This is a genomic window from Streptomyces albidicamelliae (genome assembly GCF_025642175.1).
GTDB classification, from domain to species: Bacteria; Actinomycetota; Actinomycetes; order Streptomycetales; family Streptomycetaceae; genus Streptomyces; species Streptomyces albidocamelliae.
Window position 1 is genome coordinate 4793861 of sequence record NZ_CP106795.1, and the last position, 17910, is coordinate 4811770.

Annotated in this window: 20 protein-coding genes and 1 pseudogene; 9 read left to right on the forward strand and 12 right to left on the reverse strand. The window is 73.1% G+C overall.

The genetic code is table 11. From position 1 onward, the window contains the following. Positions 1–51 precede the first annotated feature (51 nt). Positions 52–840 (reverse strand): SDR family oxidoreductase, encoded by a 789-nt coding sequence (locus N8I86_RS22105; protein ID WP_073888374.1) that lies wholly within the window; start codon positions 838–840, stop codon positions 52–54. An 80-nt stretch (positions 841–920) separates the two neighbouring features. On the opposite strand from N8I86_RS22105, the gene N8I86_RS22110 reads away from it, so the two are divergent. Then, positions 921–1769, forward strand: a complete 849-nt coding sequence (locus tag N8I86_RS22110; RefSeq protein ID WP_263278526.1) for a hypothetical protein — start codon at positions 921–923, stop codon at positions 1767–1769. Here N8I86_RS22110 and N8I86_RS22115 read toward each other — a convergent pair whose 3' ends face one another. From N8I86_RS22115 to N8I86_RS39045, 3 genes are all read right to left on the reverse strand, one after another. Further along, positions 1770–3656: an MFS transporter gene (locus N8I86_RS22115; protein ID WP_263278527.1), complete on the reverse strand. Its 1887-nt coding sequence runs from the start codon at positions 3654–3656 to the stop codon at positions 1770–1772. 193 nt (positions 3657–3849) lie between these two features. Beyond that, positions 3850–5061 (reverse strand): D-alanyl-D-alanine carboxypeptidase, encoded by a 1212-nt coding sequence (locus N8I86_RS39040; RefSeq protein ID WP_317633616.1) that lies wholly within the window; start codon positions 5059–5061, stop codon positions 3850–3852. Positions 5062–5102: 41 nt separating this feature from the next. Further along, positions 5103–6740 carry a hypothetical protein gene (locus N8I86_RS39045; protein WP_317633617.1) on the reverse strand — a complete coding sequence of 546 codons (1638 nt, stop codon included), beginning with the start codon at positions 6738–6740 and terminating at the stop codon, positions 5103–5105. 181 nt (positions 6741–6921) lie between these two features. On the opposite strand from N8I86_RS39045, the gene N8I86_RS22125 reads away from it, so the two are divergent. The 3 genes from N8I86_RS22125 (at position 6922) to N8I86_RS22135 (ending at position 9168) form a co-directional block, all read left to right on the forward strand. After that, on the forward strand, positions 6922–7677 hold the full coding sequence (locus N8I86_RS22125; protein ID WP_263278528.1) for a GOLPH3/VPS74 family protein: 756 nt from the start codon (positions 6922–6924) through the stop codon (positions 7675–7677). A gap of 253 nt (positions 7678–7930) precedes the next feature. Further along, positions 7931–8788 (forward strand): helix-turn-helix domain-containing protein, encoded by an 858-nt coding sequence (locus N8I86_RS22130; RefSeq protein WP_263278529.1) that lies wholly within the window; start codon positions 7931–7933, stop codon positions 8786–8788. Positions 8789–8976: 188 nt separating this feature from the next. After that, complete coding sequence (locus N8I86_RS22135; protein WP_073888382.1) at positions 8977–9168, forward strand: DUF397 domain-containing protein; 192 nt, start codon at positions 8977–8979, stop codon at positions 9166–9168. Between the two features lie 145 nt (positions 9169–9313). Here N8I86_RS22135 and N8I86_RS22140 read toward each other — a convergent pair whose 3' ends face one another. The 3 genes from N8I86_RS22140 to N8I86_RS22150 form a co-directional block, all read right to left on the reverse strand. Beyond that, positions 9314–10183 (reverse strand): MerR family transcriptional regulator, encoded by an 870-nt coding sequence (locus N8I86_RS22140; RefSeq protein ID WP_073888384.1) that lies wholly within the window; start codon positions 10181–10183, stop codon positions 9314–9316. Between the two features lie 119 nt (positions 10184–10302). Further along, complete coding sequence (locus N8I86_RS22145) at positions 10303–10809, reverse strand: glutathione peroxidase (RefSeq protein ID WP_073888385.1); 507 nt, start codon at positions 10807–10809, stop codon at positions 10303–10305. A 10-nt stretch (positions 10810–10819) separates the two neighbouring features. Beyond that, positions 10820–11833: an ArsR family transcriptional regulator gene (locus N8I86_RS22150; protein ID WP_073888387.1), complete on the reverse strand. Its 1014-nt coding sequence runs from the start codon at positions 11831–11833 to the stop codon at positions 10820–10822. Between the two features lie 87 nt (positions 11834–11920). On the opposite strand from N8I86_RS22150, the gene N8I86_RS22155 reads away from it, so the two are divergent. Continuing rightward, a complete protein-coding gene (locus N8I86_RS22155) occupies positions 11921–13153 on the forward strand; it encodes an MFS transporter (protein ID WP_263278530.1) in 1233 nt (410 codons plus the stop codon). Here the strand turns inward: N8I86_RS22155 and N8I86_RS22160 are convergent. The 4 genes from N8I86_RS22160 to N8I86_RS22175 form a co-directional block, all read right to left on the reverse strand. Continuing rightward, positions 13056–13922 carry a slipin family protein gene (locus N8I86_RS22160; protein WP_073888391.1) on the reverse strand — a complete coding sequence of 289 codons (867 nt, stop codon included), beginning with the start codon at positions 13920–13922 and terminating at the stop codon, positions 13056–13058. The two genes, N8I86_RS22155 and N8I86_RS22160, sit on opposite strands and share 98 nt — an antisense overlap. 162 nt (positions 13923–14084) lie before the next feature. Beyond that, positions 14085–14345: a hypothetical protein gene (locus N8I86_RS22165; RefSeq protein WP_263278531.1), complete on the reverse strand. Its 261-nt coding sequence runs from the start codon at positions 14343–14345 to the stop codon at positions 14085–14087. A 27-nt stretch (positions 14346–14372) separates the two neighbouring features. Then, on the reverse strand, positions 14373–14816 hold the full coding sequence (locus tag N8I86_RS22170) for a DUF6233 domain-containing protein (RefSeq protein ID WP_241840728.1): 444 nt from the start codon (positions 14814–14816) through the stop codon (positions 14373–14375). Positions 14817–14867: 51 nt separating this feature from the next. Continuing rightward, on the reverse strand, positions 14868–15074 hold the full coding sequence (locus tag N8I86_RS22175) for a hypothetical protein (RefSeq protein ID WP_263278532.1): 207 nt from the start codon (positions 15072–15074) through the stop codon (positions 14868–14870). 233 nt (positions 15075–15307) lie between these two features. On the opposite strand from N8I86_RS22175, the gene N8I86_RS22180 reads away from it, so the two are divergent. From N8I86_RS22180 to N8I86_RS39400, 4 genes and pseudogenes are all read left to right on the forward strand, one after another. After that, the gene (locus tag N8I86_RS22180; RefSeq protein WP_317633651.1) at positions 15308–16795 is read left to right on the forward strand and encodes a serine/threonine-protein kinase; all 1488 of its coding nucleotides are present in this window, start codon (positions 15308–15310) and stop codon (positions 16793–16795) included. A gap of 55 nt (positions 16796–16850) precedes the next feature. Further along, the gene (locus N8I86_RS22185) at positions 16851–16979 is read left to right on the forward strand and encodes a hypothetical protein (protein ID WP_263278534.1); all 129 of its coding nucleotides are present in this window, start codon (positions 16851–16853) and stop codon (positions 16977–16979) included. 39 nt (positions 16980–17018) lie between these two features. Beyond that, the gene (locus tag N8I86_RS22190) at positions 17019–17261 is read left to right on the forward strand and encodes a hypothetical protein (protein ID WP_263278535.1); all 243 of its coding nucleotides are present in this window, start codon (positions 17019–17021) and stop codon (positions 17259–17261) included. Positions 17262–17349: 88 nt separating this feature from the next. Next, positions 17350–17445: pseudogene (locus tag N8I86_RS39400) on the forward strand (hypothetical protein); the annotation flags it as partial. A gap of 89 nt (positions 17446–17534) precedes the next feature. On the opposite strand, the gene N8I86_RS22195 reads toward N8I86_RS39400, so the two are convergent. Next, positions 17535–17858, reverse strand: a complete 324-nt coding sequence (locus N8I86_RS22195; RefSeq protein ID WP_198960295.1) for an STAS domain-containing protein — start codon at positions 17856–17858, stop codon at positions 17535–17537. Positions 17859–17910 lie beyond the last annotated feature (52 nt).

Genomic DNA, 17910 nt, shown 5'->3' on the forward strand with positions numbered 1-17910 from the left:
AGATGACCTCGGTTCATCTACATGAACGAGGAAACGACTGGCCCGATCGGCTCAGTGCATCAGCTCACCCGCGTTGACCAGCAGCGACTGTCCCGTGATGGACCGCGCCCGGTCCGAGGCCAGGAACACCGCCGCGTCGGCCACGTCCCCGTCCGTCGCCAGTTCCGGCAACGCCATCCGCTCCGTCAGCCGTGCGAGCACCTCGTCCTCCGGCACCCCCTCCGACTGCGCGGCGAACCGCACGTACGCCTGCACCGGCGGCCCCCACATCCACCCCGGCAGCACCGTGTTGACCCGGATCCGCTGCGGCCCCAGCTCCCGTGCCAGCGAGTACATCGCGCTGGTCAGCGCCCCCTTCGAGGCGGCGTACGCGGCCTGCTTCACCTGCGAGGGCGCGGCGACGGCCGACTGCGTCCCGATGAACACCACCGACCCGCCGCCGCCGGCCCTGAGGGCCGGCAGGCACGCCCGCGTCATCCGCAGCGTCCCCAGCAGGTTCACGTCGATGACCGACCGCCAGGTCGCGAAGTCCGCGTCCTCGACCCCGCCGAAGTAGGAGTCCCAGGCGGCCACGTGCACCACGGCGTCGATCGAGCCGAACCGCTCCCGGGCCAGCGCGGCAAGTGCCTCGCACTGCTTCTCGTCGGTGATGTCGGTCGTCCGGTACGCCGTTCGGCCGCCGTCCGGATCGATGTCGGCCGCGCTCTTGGCGAGGTTCGCCTCGGTGCGGGCCCCGAGCACCGCGTTGCCGCCGTCCCGTACGACGGCCGCGGCGACCTGGTGGCCGAGCCCGGCCCCCACGCCCGAGACGACGACGGTCTTGCCGGTGAGCAGGGACATCGGTGCCTCCCGGGGTATGGCGTTCTATCTGACGGGGCGTCAGAGTATGGGCGACCGCGGGAGGACGGAAGGGGAACCGCATGAACGAGGACACACGGAGCGATCTGTACGGAGAACTGGCCTCCGTGGGCCCGTACGGCGTCCGCCCGGGCCACGCCCTGATCACCATGGTCGAACCGCATCCCGGCCACGAGTACGCCTACAACCGCTGGTACGAGGACGACCACTACTACGCCGGCGCGATGGCCATGCCGTGGATGTACGCCGGCCGCCGCTGGGTCGCCACCCGGGAGCTGCAACTGCTGCGCTACCCGGAGAAGTCCGCGGTCGCCCAGCCGGTCACCGCCGGCTGCTACCTCTCCACCTACTGGATCACCGCCGGCCGGTACGCCGACCACATGAAGTGGACGGTCGCCGTCAACCGGCGCCTCAACCGCGACGCCCGGGTCTACCACGACCGCACCCACGTCTTCACGGCCTTCCAGGACCACGCGGCGACCGTCTACCGGGACGGTGCCGCCGGGCCCAGGGACGTCCACGCGCTCGACCACCCGTACGCGGGTCTGGTGCTGGAGGTCGTCGACGCCGACTCCCCGGGGCAGCGGGCCGAGCTGCTGGAGTGGCTGGCCTCCCGGCACCTGCCGCGCCGGCTCGCGGGGTCCCCGGCCGCCATGGTCACCGTGTTCCGGCCGACACCGCTGCCAGGCGACCGCATGACCTATGTGAAGCAGGTGGAGGGCGTGGACACCCGGCTGACCCTGCTGTGGTTCCTGGAGACGGACCCGAGGGAGTGCTGGACGGACCACTTCACCGGCCTGGACGCGGACGTCGCGGGCTCGGGACTGGGGCGGGTGGAGCTGGTGGCCCCCTTCGTCCCGACGGTGCCGGGCACGGACCGCTACGTGACGGAGCTGCGCGGCACCGACTAGCTACTTCAGCTCGTCGGGGCAGGGGGTGCCGCGGGGCAGCTGGTAGGGGGCCGCCAGGTGGTAGGTGCCGGCCCGCGGGGCGAGCAGCGCCGTCCACTTGTCCCCGTTGGCGTCCTCCGGCGTCTCCATCAGGCACCCGTTGACGTTGTCGTACGTCTTCGGGGTGCCCTGCTCCCGGTGCTTGGACGCCTCCGTCTCCTGCGGCGGCTGCAGGCTCTTGCCGTGCTCGTCCACGACGCTGAGCCACGGCGAGTAGGGGATCCGGATCAGGATCCGCCCGGCCTCGCGCACCTCCAGCGTCATCTCCCCCTGCTCCGCCCGGTCGACCACCGCGTTGGGCTCGGCGAGCGGCGCCGGGTCGGTCACCTGGAACAGCTGCCAGTTGGCGTCGCCCCACACCTGCTTCAGGTACGGCATCCCCCGCTGCAGCAGCTGCACCTCGCGCACACCGCCGTCGCCGTCGGGGTTGTCCTTGGGGAGCACCACGTAGTGGACGGCCCAGCGCTGGAGCCACTCGTGGTAGTTCGCCGAGTTCAGGGTGTCGTCGTAGAAGAGCGGGTTGCGCTCCATGTCGGCCTGCCGGTTCCAGCCGCGGGCCAGGTTGACGTACGGCGCGAGCGCGGACGCCTCGCGGTGCGAGCGCGCCGGGACCACCTCGACGCGGCCCTTCTCGGCGCCGTTCTTCTGGAGCTCGTTGACCAGCGGGGCCAGCTCGCGGGCCCAGGAGGCGGCCGGGGTGGTGTGGATGATGTCGTCGACCGTCTTGAAGCCGATCCAGCCGACGAAGCCCAGGAACGCCAGCACGGTCACGTACCACTTGCGGGACTTCGGCACGGTGTACGGCAGTGCCGCGATCAGTGCCGCACCCGCGAAGAGCATCGGCAGCCGCGAGATGTTCGACCCGATCTGCGAGCTGATCAGCCACACCAGGACGACACCGAGGCTGTAGACGGCGGCCGTCAGCCGGACGGTCAGCCACTCCTTGGGCACGAGGAACAGGCAGAGCAGGCCGTAGAGCAGCGGCAGGACCACCGAGCCGATCGTCATCGGCTGGGTGCCGGAGAACGGGAACAGCCAGGCCGAGACGCCGACCACGGCCGCCGGCGCGAGACCCAGCGCCCAGGCGCCCGGCCGCCGCTTCTGCAGGAACAGCGCGACCGCGACCAGCCCCACGAACAGTCCCGCGACCGGCGACGCCATCGTGGCGAGGCCGGCCAGCGGGGCGGCGACCAGCGCCTTCGCCCAGCGTTTGTAGCGCCACCGGTACGGCCAGCAGTGCACGGCGGCGACCGCGCCGAGCGCGAACATCGTGCCGAGCCCGAAGGTCACCCGCCCGGATATCGCGTTGCACAGGAACGCGAAGACCCCGGCGAGCGAGACCCACAGCGGGTTTCGCACCGCCCGGCTGCGTATGAGGATCAGCGTCAGCAGGCCCGCCGACACCGTCCCGGCGAGCATCATCGTCGTACGGACGCCGAGGACGGACATCAGGTACGGCGAGACCACGCTGTACGACACCGGGTGCATGCCCCCGTACCAGGCGAGGTTGTACGCCGAGTCCGGGTGCCGGCCGACGAACTCGGCCCAGGCGTCCTGGGCCGCGAGGTCGCCGCCGCTGTTGGCGAAGGTGAAGAACCAGACGATGTGCAGCACGCCCGCCAGAGCGGTGACCGAGAGCACGGGGTGCAGCAGCAGCCGCTGCCGAAGGGGTTCCAGGGAGGCGAGAAGACGTGCGCGTCCGCCGGGGCGGTGCGCCGCCGCCCGGTCCTCGTGATGACCGTGCGTGCCGCCCGCGCCGTCCCGGTCAGGTGTGGACACGCGTATTCGCGGGCCGGCTGCTGGGCCCGGATCGGCGTCGTCGGCGCGTGTCGGCTCCGCTGTGGCCACCTGAAGGCTCCCCGTTCCCGTCTTCTTTTCTCGGCCGTGTCCCTCAGTGTTCCCGGCCGCTTCACGTCCAGTTCCCGGCCATGTCCCCCTGACCGGCCGGCTGCCCCGATTCGTGACGCTAGCACGCACCCCGCCGGCCGGCTCCCGGGTGGGCGCCGTCGACGGGGTGCGCGGGCGGACCGAGGTGGTGCGGTCAGCCCAGACGGGTCAGCTTGGCCGCGAGACCGGGCTCGGTCAGATCCTCGGCCAGGGCCACCGGGACCTTCACCGCACCGGCCGAGCCGTCACCCACCGTGAGCGTGCCGACCTGGGTGCCGGCCTTCGCGGTGTGCGGCACCTCGTCGGCGGCGAAGTCCAGCTCGACCTGGAGACCGGACCAGCCGGCCGCCTTGACGTCCTTCGTGGCCACGACCGGGGTACGGCCCCCGAGGCCGTCGTCGACGTAGCCGACGACGTCGCCCTTCTTCAGGATCGTCGCGGACTTCAGCGCCCCCTGCGCGGCCCGGATCAGCTTGTCGCTGTGGTCCAGGGCGGCGCTGAGGATGGTGTTCTCCGGACCGCCCGCGGGCTGGCGCAGCACGGCACCCACGATGGTCCGCGTCTCGCCGCCGACGTCCTTCTTCGCCGCGAAGACGAGGTTGCCGAGGGCGGAAGTGGTGGTGCCGGTCTTGATGCCGACCACGTTGTTCTTGCCGACCAGGTGGTTCCAGTTGGAGTGGTTCACGCCCTTGTAGTCGTCGTACGACATCATCGCCGCGACCTCGCGGAAGGCGGGCTCGGTCATGGCGGCCTTGGCCAGCTTCACCTGGTCCACGGCCGTGCTGACGGTGGAGTCCGTCAGACCGGAGGGGTCGGTGTACGTGCTGTTCGTCATGCCGAGGTCCTTGGCGGTGGCGTTCATCTTCGCCACGAACGCCTTCTCCGAACCGGCGTCCCAGCGGGCGAGCAGACGGGCCACGTTGTTCGCGGAGGCGATCAGGATGCTCTCCAGCGCCTCGCGCTGGGTGATCGAGTCACCGGCGGTGACGTGGACCGTGGACTCCTGCCCCGCGTTCGACTGCTGCTCGGCGGTCTTGTCGATCTTGATCTTGGGGCCGTCGGCGCCGCTCTTGAGCCGGTGGTCGCGCAGGATGATGTACGCCGTCATCACCTTCGCGACGCTCGCGATCGGCACGGGCTTCTGCGTGCCCGAGGAGCCGAAGCTGCCGATGCCCTGGACGTCCAGCGCGGCCTGGCCGTCGGCCGGCCACGGGATGCCGGCCTTCGCGTCGGAGCCGCCGAAGGTGTAGCTGTCCTTCGCGGTGAGGTCGAGGGTGGGCTGGGGGAGCGGGCGGAAGTTCTGCACGACCGCGAGGACGATCACCAGGAGCAGGACCAGCGGGGTCCAGATCTTGACGCGGCGCACCAGGGTGCGGACCGGGGTCTCCGGGGGCGGCGGGGTGTTCGTCAGCTCCGCCAGCAGGTCCAGCGGGGGCTTGGGCGGCAGCGGCTGCTGGGTGGTGCGCTCGGGGCCGACCTGGGGGACGGCGGTGGTGACGTCCGGCTTGGCGGGGCCGGAGCGGCGGCCGCGGGCTTGTCGCCGGCGGGCTTGCCGCTGCCGGGGGCGGTGGTGCCGGGGGTGGCGGTGGCGGGCTTCGCGGGCGCGGGCCCCAGATCGTTCTTCAACGCGACGAACTTGCTGGTGCGCTCGCTCTCGGGCGCGGGCGTCCGGGGCTTGCCGCCCAGCTTGAGCATGGTGGTCGGCTGGTCGACCTGCGGCGCCTTGGGGCGTACGGCCTTGAAGACGGCGGTGGCCTGGTCGACCCGCGGCCCGTCCGCACCCTCGCGGTCCTCGGGCTTCGCGTCCTCCTCGGCGTCGGCCCCGGCATCGGGCTTCGCGTCGACGGGCGCCGCGTCGCTCTTGGCGCCGGTGGCGTCCTCGGGCTCGGCGTCGCTCTTCGCGCCGGTTCCGGGCTTCGGCTTGGCGTCGCTCTTGGCGCCGGTGGCGTCCTCGGGCTCGGCGTCGCTCTTCGCGCCGGTTCCGGGCTTCGGCGTGGCGTCGCTCTTCGCGCCGGTTCCGGGCTTCGGCTTGGCGTCGCTCTTGGCGCCGGTGGCGTCCTCGGGCTCGGCCTCGCTCTTCGCGCCGGATGCGGACGTCGGCTTCACGTCCGCCTCGGAGCCGGTGCCGGTCTTCGAGTCGGCGTCGGCCTTCGGCTTGGCGTCCGCCGGGGCGTCCGCGTCGGCCCCGGCGTCGCCGTCGGCCTTCCGCTCCGGGCCGGCCGGTGCGTCGGCGGCGGCCGTCGAGGCCGCACCGGTCTTCGAGGCGGCCTCGGTGTCCCGGGCGGCGTCGGCCTTCGTGCCGGAGCCGGTGTCCGCCTCCGGCACGGCGTCAGAGCGCGCCCCCGCCTTGGTGTTCGCCCCGCCGTGCGCCGCCTTCACACGAGCGGCGGCCGCCACGCGGGCGTCGGACCGCACCGCCGCGTCCGCCTTCCCGGCGGCGCCTGCCTTCGCCTTGCCGTCGGTGTCCTTGCCGGTCTCCTCGGCCGCGTCGGCCTTCGAACCGGTGCCGGCCTCGACAGCCTTCCCGGACTCGGACTCGGACTCGGACTCGGCCTCGGACCGGGACTCCGCGTCCGTGTCGGCGTCGGCGGTCGAACTCGCCCCCGCCTCCGCGTCGGTGCCGGCCTCGGCATCCGTGTCGGCCCCCGACTCCCGTCGCTCCGCCGCGTTTGCAGATGCGTCGGCTTTCGCCTCCCGCTCGCCCGCGTCCGCCCCGCGCACCCACGCCGAGACGGCGTCGCGCAGCGCGGTGTCCTCGTCGGAGGCGGCGTCGGCCGACCCCTCGGCGTCGGCGCCCCCGGAACCCGCGGACTCCTCCGCCTCCGCCGGCTCCTCCGTCGCCGCCGGTTCCTTCACGTCCCGGACCGACAGGATCTTCGTCGCGGTGTCCGTGCCACCGCCCGAGGAATCCTTTTCGCGGGCGACCGCGAGGCGTGGATCACGCGCCTCGGGAACCGAACCCCCGCTCCCCGACGTCGGTTCCGCCGACGACTCGCGCTGCTTCGACCTGTCGGGGGACTCGCCCGCCACCGATGCCTCCTCCATGCGCCGCACGTATGCACGCGCGCCCTGTCCGAACCATGTACCAGTGTCCTGTGTGAGGGCTTGGCCCCTGTGGTAGACGAGAACGACATACCTACCGGTTCCCTCACGAACCGGTCACGCACCCTCGACAGATGAATGTGAGAGGGGTCACCCTGTCATTCATCCACGCGGGGAGGCATGGATGGGCAGGAGCCGCAGAACACTTCCGGAGGAGCTTCTGCTGCTGGCATTGGACCCGACCACGGGTACCACTGCACAGCCGCAGTCGCTCGACCTCGGTCTGGCCGGAGCACAGCTAGTGGAGCTGGCGCTGGCCGGACGGATAGCCCCAGACGGGGATCGTATCGCCGTGGTGGCACCACGGCCGACTGGAGATCCGACTCTGGACTGCGCGTTGGAGTTGCTGCGAAGGCGCGGCGCTCCGGTACGTGCCGTCCACTGGATCGGCGGACCCCGGCTGGGGCTCCGTCAGACCTACCTCTCGCACCTGGAGCGGTGCGGCATGGTGCATGCCGTGGCGGGCCAGATGTGCGGGGTGCTGCCGACGACGCGCTATCAGGCGACGGACAACGAGATCAGCCGGGAGATCCGAGCCCGGCTGGATTCCGCGATCCGCACCGGTGTACCGCCGGACCCGCGGACCGCGGCGCTCGCCGCCCTGGCGCACGCCGTCGGACTCGGCAAGCATCTCTACCCCGGCAACGAGGGGCGTTCGTCCAGGTCCCGGCTGCGGGACCTGATCCGGCACGACCCGATGGGCGGGCTCGTCGCGCACGCCGTGATGGACGTGCAGAACGGCGCCGCCGCCCAGCCGCGCCGTGGCCCGGCCTCGCCCGGCCGGCCGGCCGCGCCAGGAGGCAGGTCCACGGCGGAACCCGCACGCGGGGTTCCGATGCAGCCGCACCGCGGGTCCATGGCACGCGCCGTGGCCCACTGAGCCGCAACCCCGGTCCCCACAGCCCCGGTTCGGGAGCCGCTGGTCCGAGCGGGGCGGAGAGATCCTGTGATCCCTCCGCCCCGCTCGACTGCGTCCCCGGTGGCCTCGGGTTTTCGTATCTGTGCCCGAACTGACGCGTACGCGCCGCATATCCACCGTTTCCCAGCGGTAGAAAGCACCTTGGTGGCAGTCTGCTGAACAGCAGATACGGAAAGTGTCAAGAAACAGGCAGGCAGCCGGAGGTGCACGTCCCGTGGCGTCCAATGTGAATCCCACCGTCAGGCGGCGCCGCCTGGGTCAGGAGCTGCGCAGGCTCCGTGAGCTCAAGGGCATGACGGCCGAAGAGGTCGCGGAGCGGCTGCTCGTGTCCCAGTCGAAGATCAGCCGGCTGGAGAACGGCCGCAGGAGCATCAGCCAGCGCGACGTGCGCGACCTGTGCGGGGTGTACGAGGTCGACGACCAGCGGATCGTCGACTCGCTGATGGAGATGGCCCGGGACTCGCGGCAGCAGGGCTGGTGGCACACCTTCGGGGACATCCCGTACAGCGTGTACATCGGCCTGGAGACCGACGCCGAGTCCCTGCGGGTCTACGAACCCCAGCTGGTCACCGGTCTCTTGCAGACCCGCGCGTATGCGGAGGCCCTGGTGCAGGGCGCGTTGCCGGAGACGTCGACGGCCGAGATCGAGAAGCGCGTGCAGGTGCGCATGCGGCGACAGGAACGTATCACCGCCGAGGGGAACCCCCTGCGGCTGTGGGTGGTGCTGGACGAGGCGGCGCTGCGCCGGGTCGTCGGCAGCAAGCTGGTGATGCGCGAGCAGCTCGAGCACCTGATCGAGATGTCCCAGCTGCCGCACGTCACCGTGCAGGTGCTGCCCTTCGAGGTGGGCGCGCACCCGGGCCTCAACGGCCAGTACGCGATCCTGGAGTTCACCGACGCGGCCGACTCCAGCGTGGTGTACCTGGAGGGCGTCACCAGCGACCTGTACCTGGAGAAGGCGCAGGACGTGCAGAAGTACGCCGTGATGTACGAGCATCTGCGGGCACAGTCCCTCAATGTGGAGCAATCCCGACAGTTCATTGCGGAACGGGCCAAAGACTACGCCGAATGACCTGCTGTCACAGAGGGCGCCGGATCGTACACCGTCGGTCCACTCCATTGGAAGGCTCACCTGGAATATGCCATCCGGTTGAGTGAACGACTACTCCGGCGGGGGCAGTTGCCCGGTAGCGTCGATCACGCCAATCAGTCGCAAGGTTGGCGTGAACCGCACTATCGCAACTCGCAACAGGAGTGGACATGGCACTGATTCAGGGCGCTTCGGAGACGTGGATGAAGTCTTCCTATTCCGCGGGCAACGGCGCCTGCGTCGAGGTCAAGTCGCCCACCACCGCCGAACTCGCCGTCCGCGACTCCAAGGTCCTCGAGGGCCCGGTCCTGGCCTTCCCGACCGACGCGTGGAACGCCTTCGTGGCCTCGGTGAAGGCGTAGGCAGACCTTCCCTGACCCTGGTCCGCGGACGAGCCGGACGTTCCGGTCCGGCCCCCACAACCGCACAGGCACCACCGGGAGCGCCCTCTCGACGAGTCGCCGTCCTTGCCGAGAGGGCTCACCTTTCTCCGTGGGCCCGGTGCGCCTACTCCGTGCTCACCGCGGACCGGCGCACCGGGAACGCCACGTCGCACACGGGGTCACCGGGCCCGGCCGCGTCCCAGTCGGCGAAGTAGATCTCCCGGCAGGGCCCCGCGATCGACAGCCCCTTGCGGGCCGTCCACTGCTCCACCGCCTCGAAGGCGGCCAGGATCTGCGGATGGGCCACCTGCGCCTTGGTGATCCGGGTGTACACCAGCCGCACCGCCGGCTCCACCCGTACCGCCGTCCCCCGGGCCCGTCCCTGCCGTCCGGCCCACGCACGGGCCGCGGCCTCGTCCGCCACCGGCACACAGGACTCGGCGGGCCCGTCGCTCTCCATCGACACCTCGGAGTGGTAGACGACGAACGGCGCGCCCGTCACGCCCCCGCACTCCCGTGCGCCCGCCTCCAGCCGCCCCAGGGACGCGCCGATCCAGGTCGGCAACTCGTCCGCCAGCGTGTGCCGCGACTCGGTGATCACCACCTGTGCCGGCACGTCGATGGTTTCGATCGCAAACTTCTCGTACATCTCGGAGCTCCTCCCCGACAACCGTCCACGGAGGTACTCGGCGAGGGTCCGCTGCCCGGCCACCCGGGCTTCCACGTCCGCCCAGTAGGCGGCGAGCCGGTCGGCCGCCTCGGCGCCCTCGGCACCGGTCACCTCGGCGATCCGGGCGAGCGGCATGTCGAGCTGCCGCAGCAGGGCCACCAGACGCGCGTGCTCGACCTGGTCCGCGCGGTAGTAGCGGTACCCGCTGACGCCGTCGACGTGCGCCGGCGCCAGCAGGCCCAGCCGGTCGTACAGCCGCAGGGCCTTGGCCGACAGCCGGGCCCGCGCGGCGAACGCGCCGATGGTGAGCAGCTCCTCGTCCACGGTGTCCGTCCCTCGTGCCGAGCGGACCGCCCCGCGGCCGCTCGCTCCTCCGTCACCGGGCGGCCTCTCCGCCCGGTGACGGGAACGCTCGTCCCTGCCCCAGGGGCAGGGTCAACCGCCTAGGCCAGCTGGCCCTCGATGGCGGCCACGACCTCCGCCGACTCCGGCTCGGTCTGCGGCGAGAAGCGCGCGACGACCCGGCCGTCCCGGCCGACGAGGAACTTCTCGAAGTTCCAGCGGATGTCCCCGGTGTGCCCCTCGGCGTCGGCGAAGCCCACGAGCCGCTCGTACAGCGGGTGCCGGCCCTCGCCGTTCACCTCGACCTTCTCGGTCAGCGGGAAGGACACGCCGTACGTCGCGGAGCAGAACTCCGCGATCTCCTCGGCGGTCCCGGGCTCCTGCCCCAGGAACTGGTTGCAGGGCACGCCCAGCACGGTGAAGCCCTGCTCGGCGTACCGTTCCTGCAGCTTCTCCAGGCCCGTGTACTGCGGGGTCAGCCCGCACTTCGAGGCCACGTTCACGATCAGTACGGCCTTGCCGGTGAACTGCGGCAGGTCCGCGGAGCCGCCCTTGAGGGCCCCGATCTCGGTGTCCAGCACGGATCCGTTGTGGTCAGTAGTCGTCATGCCCCGGATGCTAGCCCTGCCCGTCCACGCCCCCGGCGCGCGGCCCCGTCGCCCCGGCCGGGCCCGCCGCCTCCACCAGGACCTCGCCCGCCGCCGTCCGCGTGTAGAGCACCGAGCGGGCCGCCCGGCGGCGGGTCACCAGCCCCGCCTCCCGGAGCACCTTCAGATGCCGGCCGACCGAGCCGAGCCCCTGGCCGGTCACCGCGGTCAGCTGGCTCGTGCTCATGGGGGAGTCCAGCAGCACCAGCACCCCGGCCCGGGCCGCCCCGAGCAGCGCGCCGAGGCCCGCCGGGACAGCGCGGTCCCCGGCGTCGGCGAGAACCCCGGCGCACGGGTGGACCACCGCGTACCGTTCGCCGTCCTCCCAGGCCACCCAGCCGTGCCGCTGCGGTGTCACCGGCACGAAGAGCATCTCGGCCCCGGAGATCTCGCGCGGCGGATACTCGTGCAGATTGACCTGCAGCCGGTTCTCTCCGAGCCACCGGGTGCGCCCCGGCCGCAGCGAGTCCAGCGCGCTCACCCAGCCGCCCCGGCTCACCTGCGCGGTGCGCGCCACCACGTCCGCCTCCAGCACTCGCCGGCGCCGCTCCCAGTACGGCCGTACCGTCTCCCGCCACACCCACTCCAGCAGGACGGCCGCCCGCTCGGGCAGGTCGTCCCGGTCCAGGGCGTCCGGGAGCGGACCGGCGAGGGCGGTGCGCAGCTGGGCGCGGGCCGCCGCGGGCGCCACCGACCGCACCCGGGCGACCTCGTCCGCGAACCCCTCCCCGCCGCGGGGCGCGGGCGTCAGGAAGTCGGCGATCCACTCCCGGCCGAGTCCCGCGCGCACCAGCAGCGCCGTCACCGGGTCGGCGGCCGACCGCGCCCGGTACCCGGGCAGGTGGGCGCGCAGCCAGTCCCGCTCCCCGGGATGCGCTCCCTCACCGGCGTGCAGCAGCTTCAGACAGGCGAAGGTCTCCGCGAGCGGTGAGACGACGAACCGGCTGCGGGCCAGGGTGTCCGCGTTCAGCTGCCACCACCCCACCGGAAACCCCTCCTCACGGCCGTAGGACCTTTCGCGCTGCCGCGAAACAGTAACCGCCCCGGCCCGGACCGCCCGAGACTCCCGGACATGCCCAGCTACCGATCCCTGGTCCGCACCCCCGAGTTCACCCCGCTCCTCCTCGGCTCCGCCGCCCAGACCGCCGCCCAGACCGTCGGCGGTCTCGCCCTCGGCACGCTCGTGTACCGGGCGACCGGCTCCCCGCTGCTGTCGGCGGTGAGCATGTTCGGCCCCTCCCTCGCCCAGGTGCTGGGCGCGACCGTGCTGCTCTCGGGCGCCGACCGGCTGCCCCCGCGGACGGCCCTGTCGGCGATCGCGCTGGCCTTCGCGGCCGGTACGGCGGTGCAGGCCGTGCCCGGCCTGCCCGTCGGCGCGGTCTTCGCCGTCCTCCTCGCGCTGGGCCTGGTGGCCTCCCTCGGCGGCGGCGTTCGCTGGGGCCTGCTGCACGAGATCCTCCCCAAGGGCGGTTACCTGCCCGGGCGTTCGCTGTTCCACATGATGAACGGGCTCCTGCAGGTGGCCGGGTTCGCCACCGGCGGCGCCCTGCTCGCCGCGCTCTCCCCGCGGGCCTGCCTGCTGCTCTCGGCGGCCCTCCAGCTGACGGCCGCGCTCGTCCTGCGGCTGGGCCTGTCCGCCCGCCGGCCCCGGACCACGGGCCGCCCCTCCCCGTCGGCGACCTGGCGTGCCAACGCCCTGCTGTGGTCCTCCCGCCCGCGCCGCCTCACCTACCTGGGCCTGTGGGTGCCAGGCGGCCTGGTGGTCGGCTGCGAGTCCCTGTACGTGTCGTACGCCCCGCACGCGGCCGGTGCCCTGTTCGCCTGCGGGGCGCTCGGCATGTTCGCCGGGGACGTGACGGCCGGCCGGCTGCTGCGGCCCGGGGTACGGCGCCGGCTGGCCACCCCGCTCCTGCTGCTGCTCGCGGTGCCGTTCCTGGTGTTCTGCGCCCGCCCGCCGCTGCTCGTGGCCGCGGTGTGCGTGACGGTCGCCTCGGCCGGCTTCGGCGCGAGTCTGGTGCAGCAGGAGCGGCTGATGGAGCTGACCCCCGGCGAACTCGCCGGTCAGGCCCTCGGGTTGCACTCGGCCGGCATGCTCACCCTCCAGGGTCTCGGCGCGGTGCTGGCCGGGGCGGTGGCGCAGTTCACCTCGCCCGCCGCCGCGATGACCGCGACGGCGGCGGGCTCGGTGTGCGTGACGCTGGCGCTGGCTACGGCCGCTCGGCGGACTCCGGCCCGCCGGTCTCCTGCTCCACCGGCCGGGGCTCTGCCTCCGTCCGTGTCTGCGCGGGAACCCTCGCCGTCCTGAGGTCGGCGTCGATCCGCGCCGTGGCCCGGTCGAAGTACCGCAGCAGTTCCACCGGGAACGGCATCACGAGCGTGGAGTTCTTCTCCGCGGCCACCTCGACGACGGTCTGGAGGAGCCGCAGCTGCATCGCCTCGGGCGTGTCCGACATGATCCGCGAGGCGTTGGCGAGCTGCTGCGCGGCCTGGAACTCACCGTCCGCGGTGATGACCCGGGCCCGCCGCTCCCGCTCCGCCTCGGCCTGCCGCGACATGGACCGCTTCAGCGACTCCGGCAGCTGGACGTCCTTGATCTCGACGCGGTCGATGTGGATGCCCCACCCGGCCGCCGGGCTGTCGATCATCAGGGCGAGCCCCTCGTGCAGCCGCTCCCGGTCGCTCAGCAGGTCGTCCAGGTCGCTCTTGCCGATGATGGACCGCAGGGAGGACTGGGCGACCTGCCCGACGGCGAAGGTGTAGTCCTGCACCTCGATGGCCGCGCGGACCGGATCGGTCACCCTGAAGTAGACGACCGCGTCGACCTTCACGGACACGTTGTCCCGGGTGATGCCCTCCTGTGTGGGCACCGGCATGGTCACGACCTGCACGTTCACCTTGCGCATCCGGTCGGCGAACGGGACGAGGAAGGTGATGCCGGGCTGCCGGTGGCTCGGCAGCGCCTTCCCGAACCGGAACACGACCCCCCGCTCCACCTGGTTGACGACGCGCATCCCGCTCTTGAGGACGAGCAGCAGCAGGCCGACGGCCACCACTGCGACGACGGTGCCTTCCATGGCACTTCCCCTCTCCGACATGACTCCCGCCAGTTGCGGACAACGGGGAGGACACCGGCACGGGACCGATGGATGCGGCAGGGGCGTCAGGGAAGGGTAAAGAAACCGCCTCGCGCGCCCCGGGCGACGGCCGCCCGGCCGCCGTGGGCCGACCGCGCGGACTCAGCCGGCCCCGGACGCCGCCCGCCCGGCCTCCTCGGCCGCCCGGCAGGCCGTACAGATGATCTGCGCACCGCGGCCGTAGCGGCGGGTGAGCCCCTGACAGCGCGGGCAATAGCCGACCTCGTCCGGCGCGCAGTCCAGCATGCGCGCCGCGGCGGTCCGGTCCGTCGAGGGTTCGATGCGCCGCGGCATCCCGTCCATGGTGCCGACGGTACGTACGTCCGCCCGGCACGGCAGCTCGTGGACGGCCACAGGGATCACGACGGCCCCCCGGCCCGCCCCTCCGGCTCACGCCAGGTCCGTGCCCAGCTCCGTGTCGGGCCGGCAGAACGGGCAGGGTTCGCCGTCCGGGTCGGTGAGCGCGGCCCGCGCCTCGTCGGCCCCAAGGTGGCGCGGGGTGCCGTCGATCATCGTGCACAGGGCCCGGTGGACGACGGCGGGCTCACGCCCGTGCGGGGTGCGCTTCCGCTCGACGGCGTACCCGCTCCTCGGCGCCGACGCGGCGGGGCCGGGCGGCGGCCCGCCGCTCTCCCCGCCCCCGACGCCGTCGCCGCCGCGCCTCGACCGCCGCCGCGCGGGGCGTCCGCCTCCCTCGGTGCCGGCGAGCGCGGCGAGTACGGCCTCCCGCTGGAGCCGGAGGTAGACGGCGACCGTCTCGCTCTGGGCGAGCCGCTCGTCGAGGTACGCGAGGATCGCCCGGAGCCGGCGCGGATCAGGCGGCAGCAGGGACACGGCACGCACCATCCCCGCGGCCCGTCGCCGCGCACCGGACGCGACCGTGCATCACCGGCTCCTTCCACCCCGCCCGGGGACGGACAACGCCGACCGGGCGGCCGTACCGCGCCCCTGCCAGTACGGGTGGAACAGCACCTGGGACGACAGGCGGATCAGCCGCCGCCGCAGCGCGGTGCGCGGGTGCACGGCGAGCTGCCGGTAGGTGGCGTGCCACTCCTCTTGTGCGTGGGCGAGGTCGTCGGGAATCGGTCGCATGGCTGAATTCAAGCATGTGTTCGATTTCTGGCGCGAGCCGTGCCGGGGACGGAGTGGCGAGACCGGGGTGACGGAAGGGGAGGGGCTCCGCCGGGCCGCCCGGAGGTCCGGTTCCCGTCGCGGCGCCGACTTCGTCCGGCTACCTGACACGGCCCGGGGTACCCGCTTCGCAGTACGCCCCCGGCCGAGCCCGAATGCGGTGACAGCAGGTGACAGCAACGGAGAAGCAGATGATGGCCCGCCGATCAGCAGCCCTGCCGGCTCCCGCGCCGGTCCCCGCGGAGACACAGTCCGCCCAAGTCCTGTGCGACCGCTACCGGTTGGGCTCGAGAATCGGTTCCGGAGGGATGGCCGACGTCTACGAAGGCGTCGACACGCGTCTGCGCCGGCCCGTGGCCGTCAAGGTCTTCCGGCCGGGCTCCGATCCCCAGACCGAGGACCGTCTCGCCGCCGAGGCCGTCTTCCTCGCCCGCCTGCAGCATCCCGGACTGGTCACCGTCTACGACGCCGGCCGTCACGACGACCGCGCCTACCTGGTCATGCAACTGGTCGACGGCCCCACCCTGCGCGGCCTGTTGACCCGCGGGGCACTGCCCCGGCGGCGCGTGACCGAGCTGGGCACCGCCCTCGCACGGGCGCTCGCGCATGTGCACCGGGCCGGCATCGTGCACCGCGACATCAAGCCGTCGAACGTCCTGCTCGACACGGCCGGCGACCCCTACCTGGCGGACTTCGGCATCGCCCGCCTCGCGAACGCCACCCGGCACACCGCACCCGACGTACTGACAGGGACCGCCGCCTACCTGGCGCCCGAGCAGGTCGAGGGCGGCCGCGTCGGACCGGCCGCGGACGTCTACGCGCTCGGTCTGGTCCTCCTGGAGTGCCTGAAAGGGGACTTGGAGTACCACGGCACCCCGCTGGAGGCAGCGGTGGCCCGCCTCCACCGGCCGCCCACGGTCCCCGCCTGGCTCTCCCCGGACCTGGCCGCCCTGATACGGGCCATGACCGACCGGGACCCGGAGGCACGCCCGGACGCCGAACAGTGCGCGCGGGCGCTCTCCTCCCTGACGCCCGGGCCCGACCGGCGCGAGCCGTCACCCGCCGTGGTCCGGCTGCCGCTGCCCCGCGCGGCTCACCCCGGGGGGAACGAGCCCGTACGCACGGAGGAGTTGGCCCTCACCGGGCGGGCCGGGCCGCCGAGTGACACCCGAGGCGTCCGGCACCGCCGCGGCCTGGCCGTGGGGACCGTCCTGGCCGCGATATCCGTGGCGCTGGGGACGACCCTCGCGGTCGCCCCGGGCACGAGCGGCAGCAGCGAGGACCGGGCCGACGCGGCCTCGACGGCCACGCGCCCGTCGTCCGGCACGGCGACACCGGGCGGCGGGCCGAGTGCGGCCCCGTCCAGCGGATCCCACGGCGCTCGGCCCGCTGCCGCAAGCGCGTCGGGGCCGGCGTCCGCGACGACCGGCGCCCGCGCCGAGCCGGTCTCCCTGACCCGGAACCCGCCCGGCCGGGCGGCCCCGTCGGGCCGCCACCACGGCGCCGACCCGCACCAGCCCAAGCCGCCCCGCTCCCGGGACGATCACCCCCGTCACAAGCCGCCCCGCTCCCGGGACGATCACCCCCGTCACAAGCCGCACGGCAACCACGGATCACCCGCGAAGGCCGGCAAGCCCCCGCGTCCCGGGACGACCACGCACAAGGAGAACGAGGACGACTGAGCGGTACGGGGAACCGCGGGCGCGGGGGTCGATGGCGTGCTGTGTCGTGAACGTCGTGAACACAGCCGAGCCGGGATCCGGCTCCTCCCTCCCCTGGGCGGGCTCCGCCCTCTTCGGGGCCGCCATGGGCTGCGTCGCCTGGGTGCTGACCGTCCGGGCGCGGGCGTACTGCGACGCGGGGTAAGACGCCGGCGGACGCCTCGAACTCACCTTCCTGCTCCCCGTGACCGTGGCGGCCGGGGCAGCGGTCGGGCTCGTGGCGCCGGCCGTCGGCCGGCGCCTGGCGTTCGGGGCACCGGCGGCCGTCCGGATGTCGCTGCCGGCACTGCCGGTGATCGTCGCGACGGCGTCGGCGGCGTGGTGGCTCTTCGCGACCCGCGGGACGCTGGACGGCTGTCCCGGCGACTCCGGCCTCTGCCCCGCGAGCGATGTCCCGCCCTCGTGGCCGGCCCGGATCCCCGTCTGACCGGCCGGTGGGCACGCGCGCGGTGCGGCACGGCCTCCGCCATGTGTGAACCGGGCCCACCTGGCCGCCCGCAGGCACGGCGATCGGGGTGGTCATGGCGCTGGAGGGACTGCGGCCCGAGCAGGCGCTCGGGATCCTGACGGAGGTCTCCCGGACCGCCGACGTCAAGCCGCGGACGGTCGCGGAGCAGGTCCTCGACGGGGTGCAGGGCACGAACCTCCCGGAGGAGACCGGCCGGGCACCGCTCACCGCGCGGGCACGGGCCGCGGCGGGTCAGGAGGCCGCGGCCTCCTCGACCGACTCGCGGACGTCCAGCACGGAGTCCGCCCCGGTGAGCCGCAGCAACCGCCGCAACTGCGGCGCGGGCTCGGCCACCCGCAGCGCGGTCGTGTTGTTGACTCTGAGCAGCAGGTTCAGGAACGCCGAGTCGGCGAAGGTGAGCCGAGAAGCGTCCACGACCACCTTGGAGTACTTCTTGGACGCGATCTCCAGGGCCTCCGCCAGGGACGCGACGCATCCGATGTCGTACTCGCCGTACGCGACGATCACCCACGCGGCGTCCCACTCGTACTGGATGATCGCAGCCGCCCGCGGCACAGGCCGCCCGACCTGCCCCTTCGCTGCGCCATCACCCGTGCGAGCCGCACTC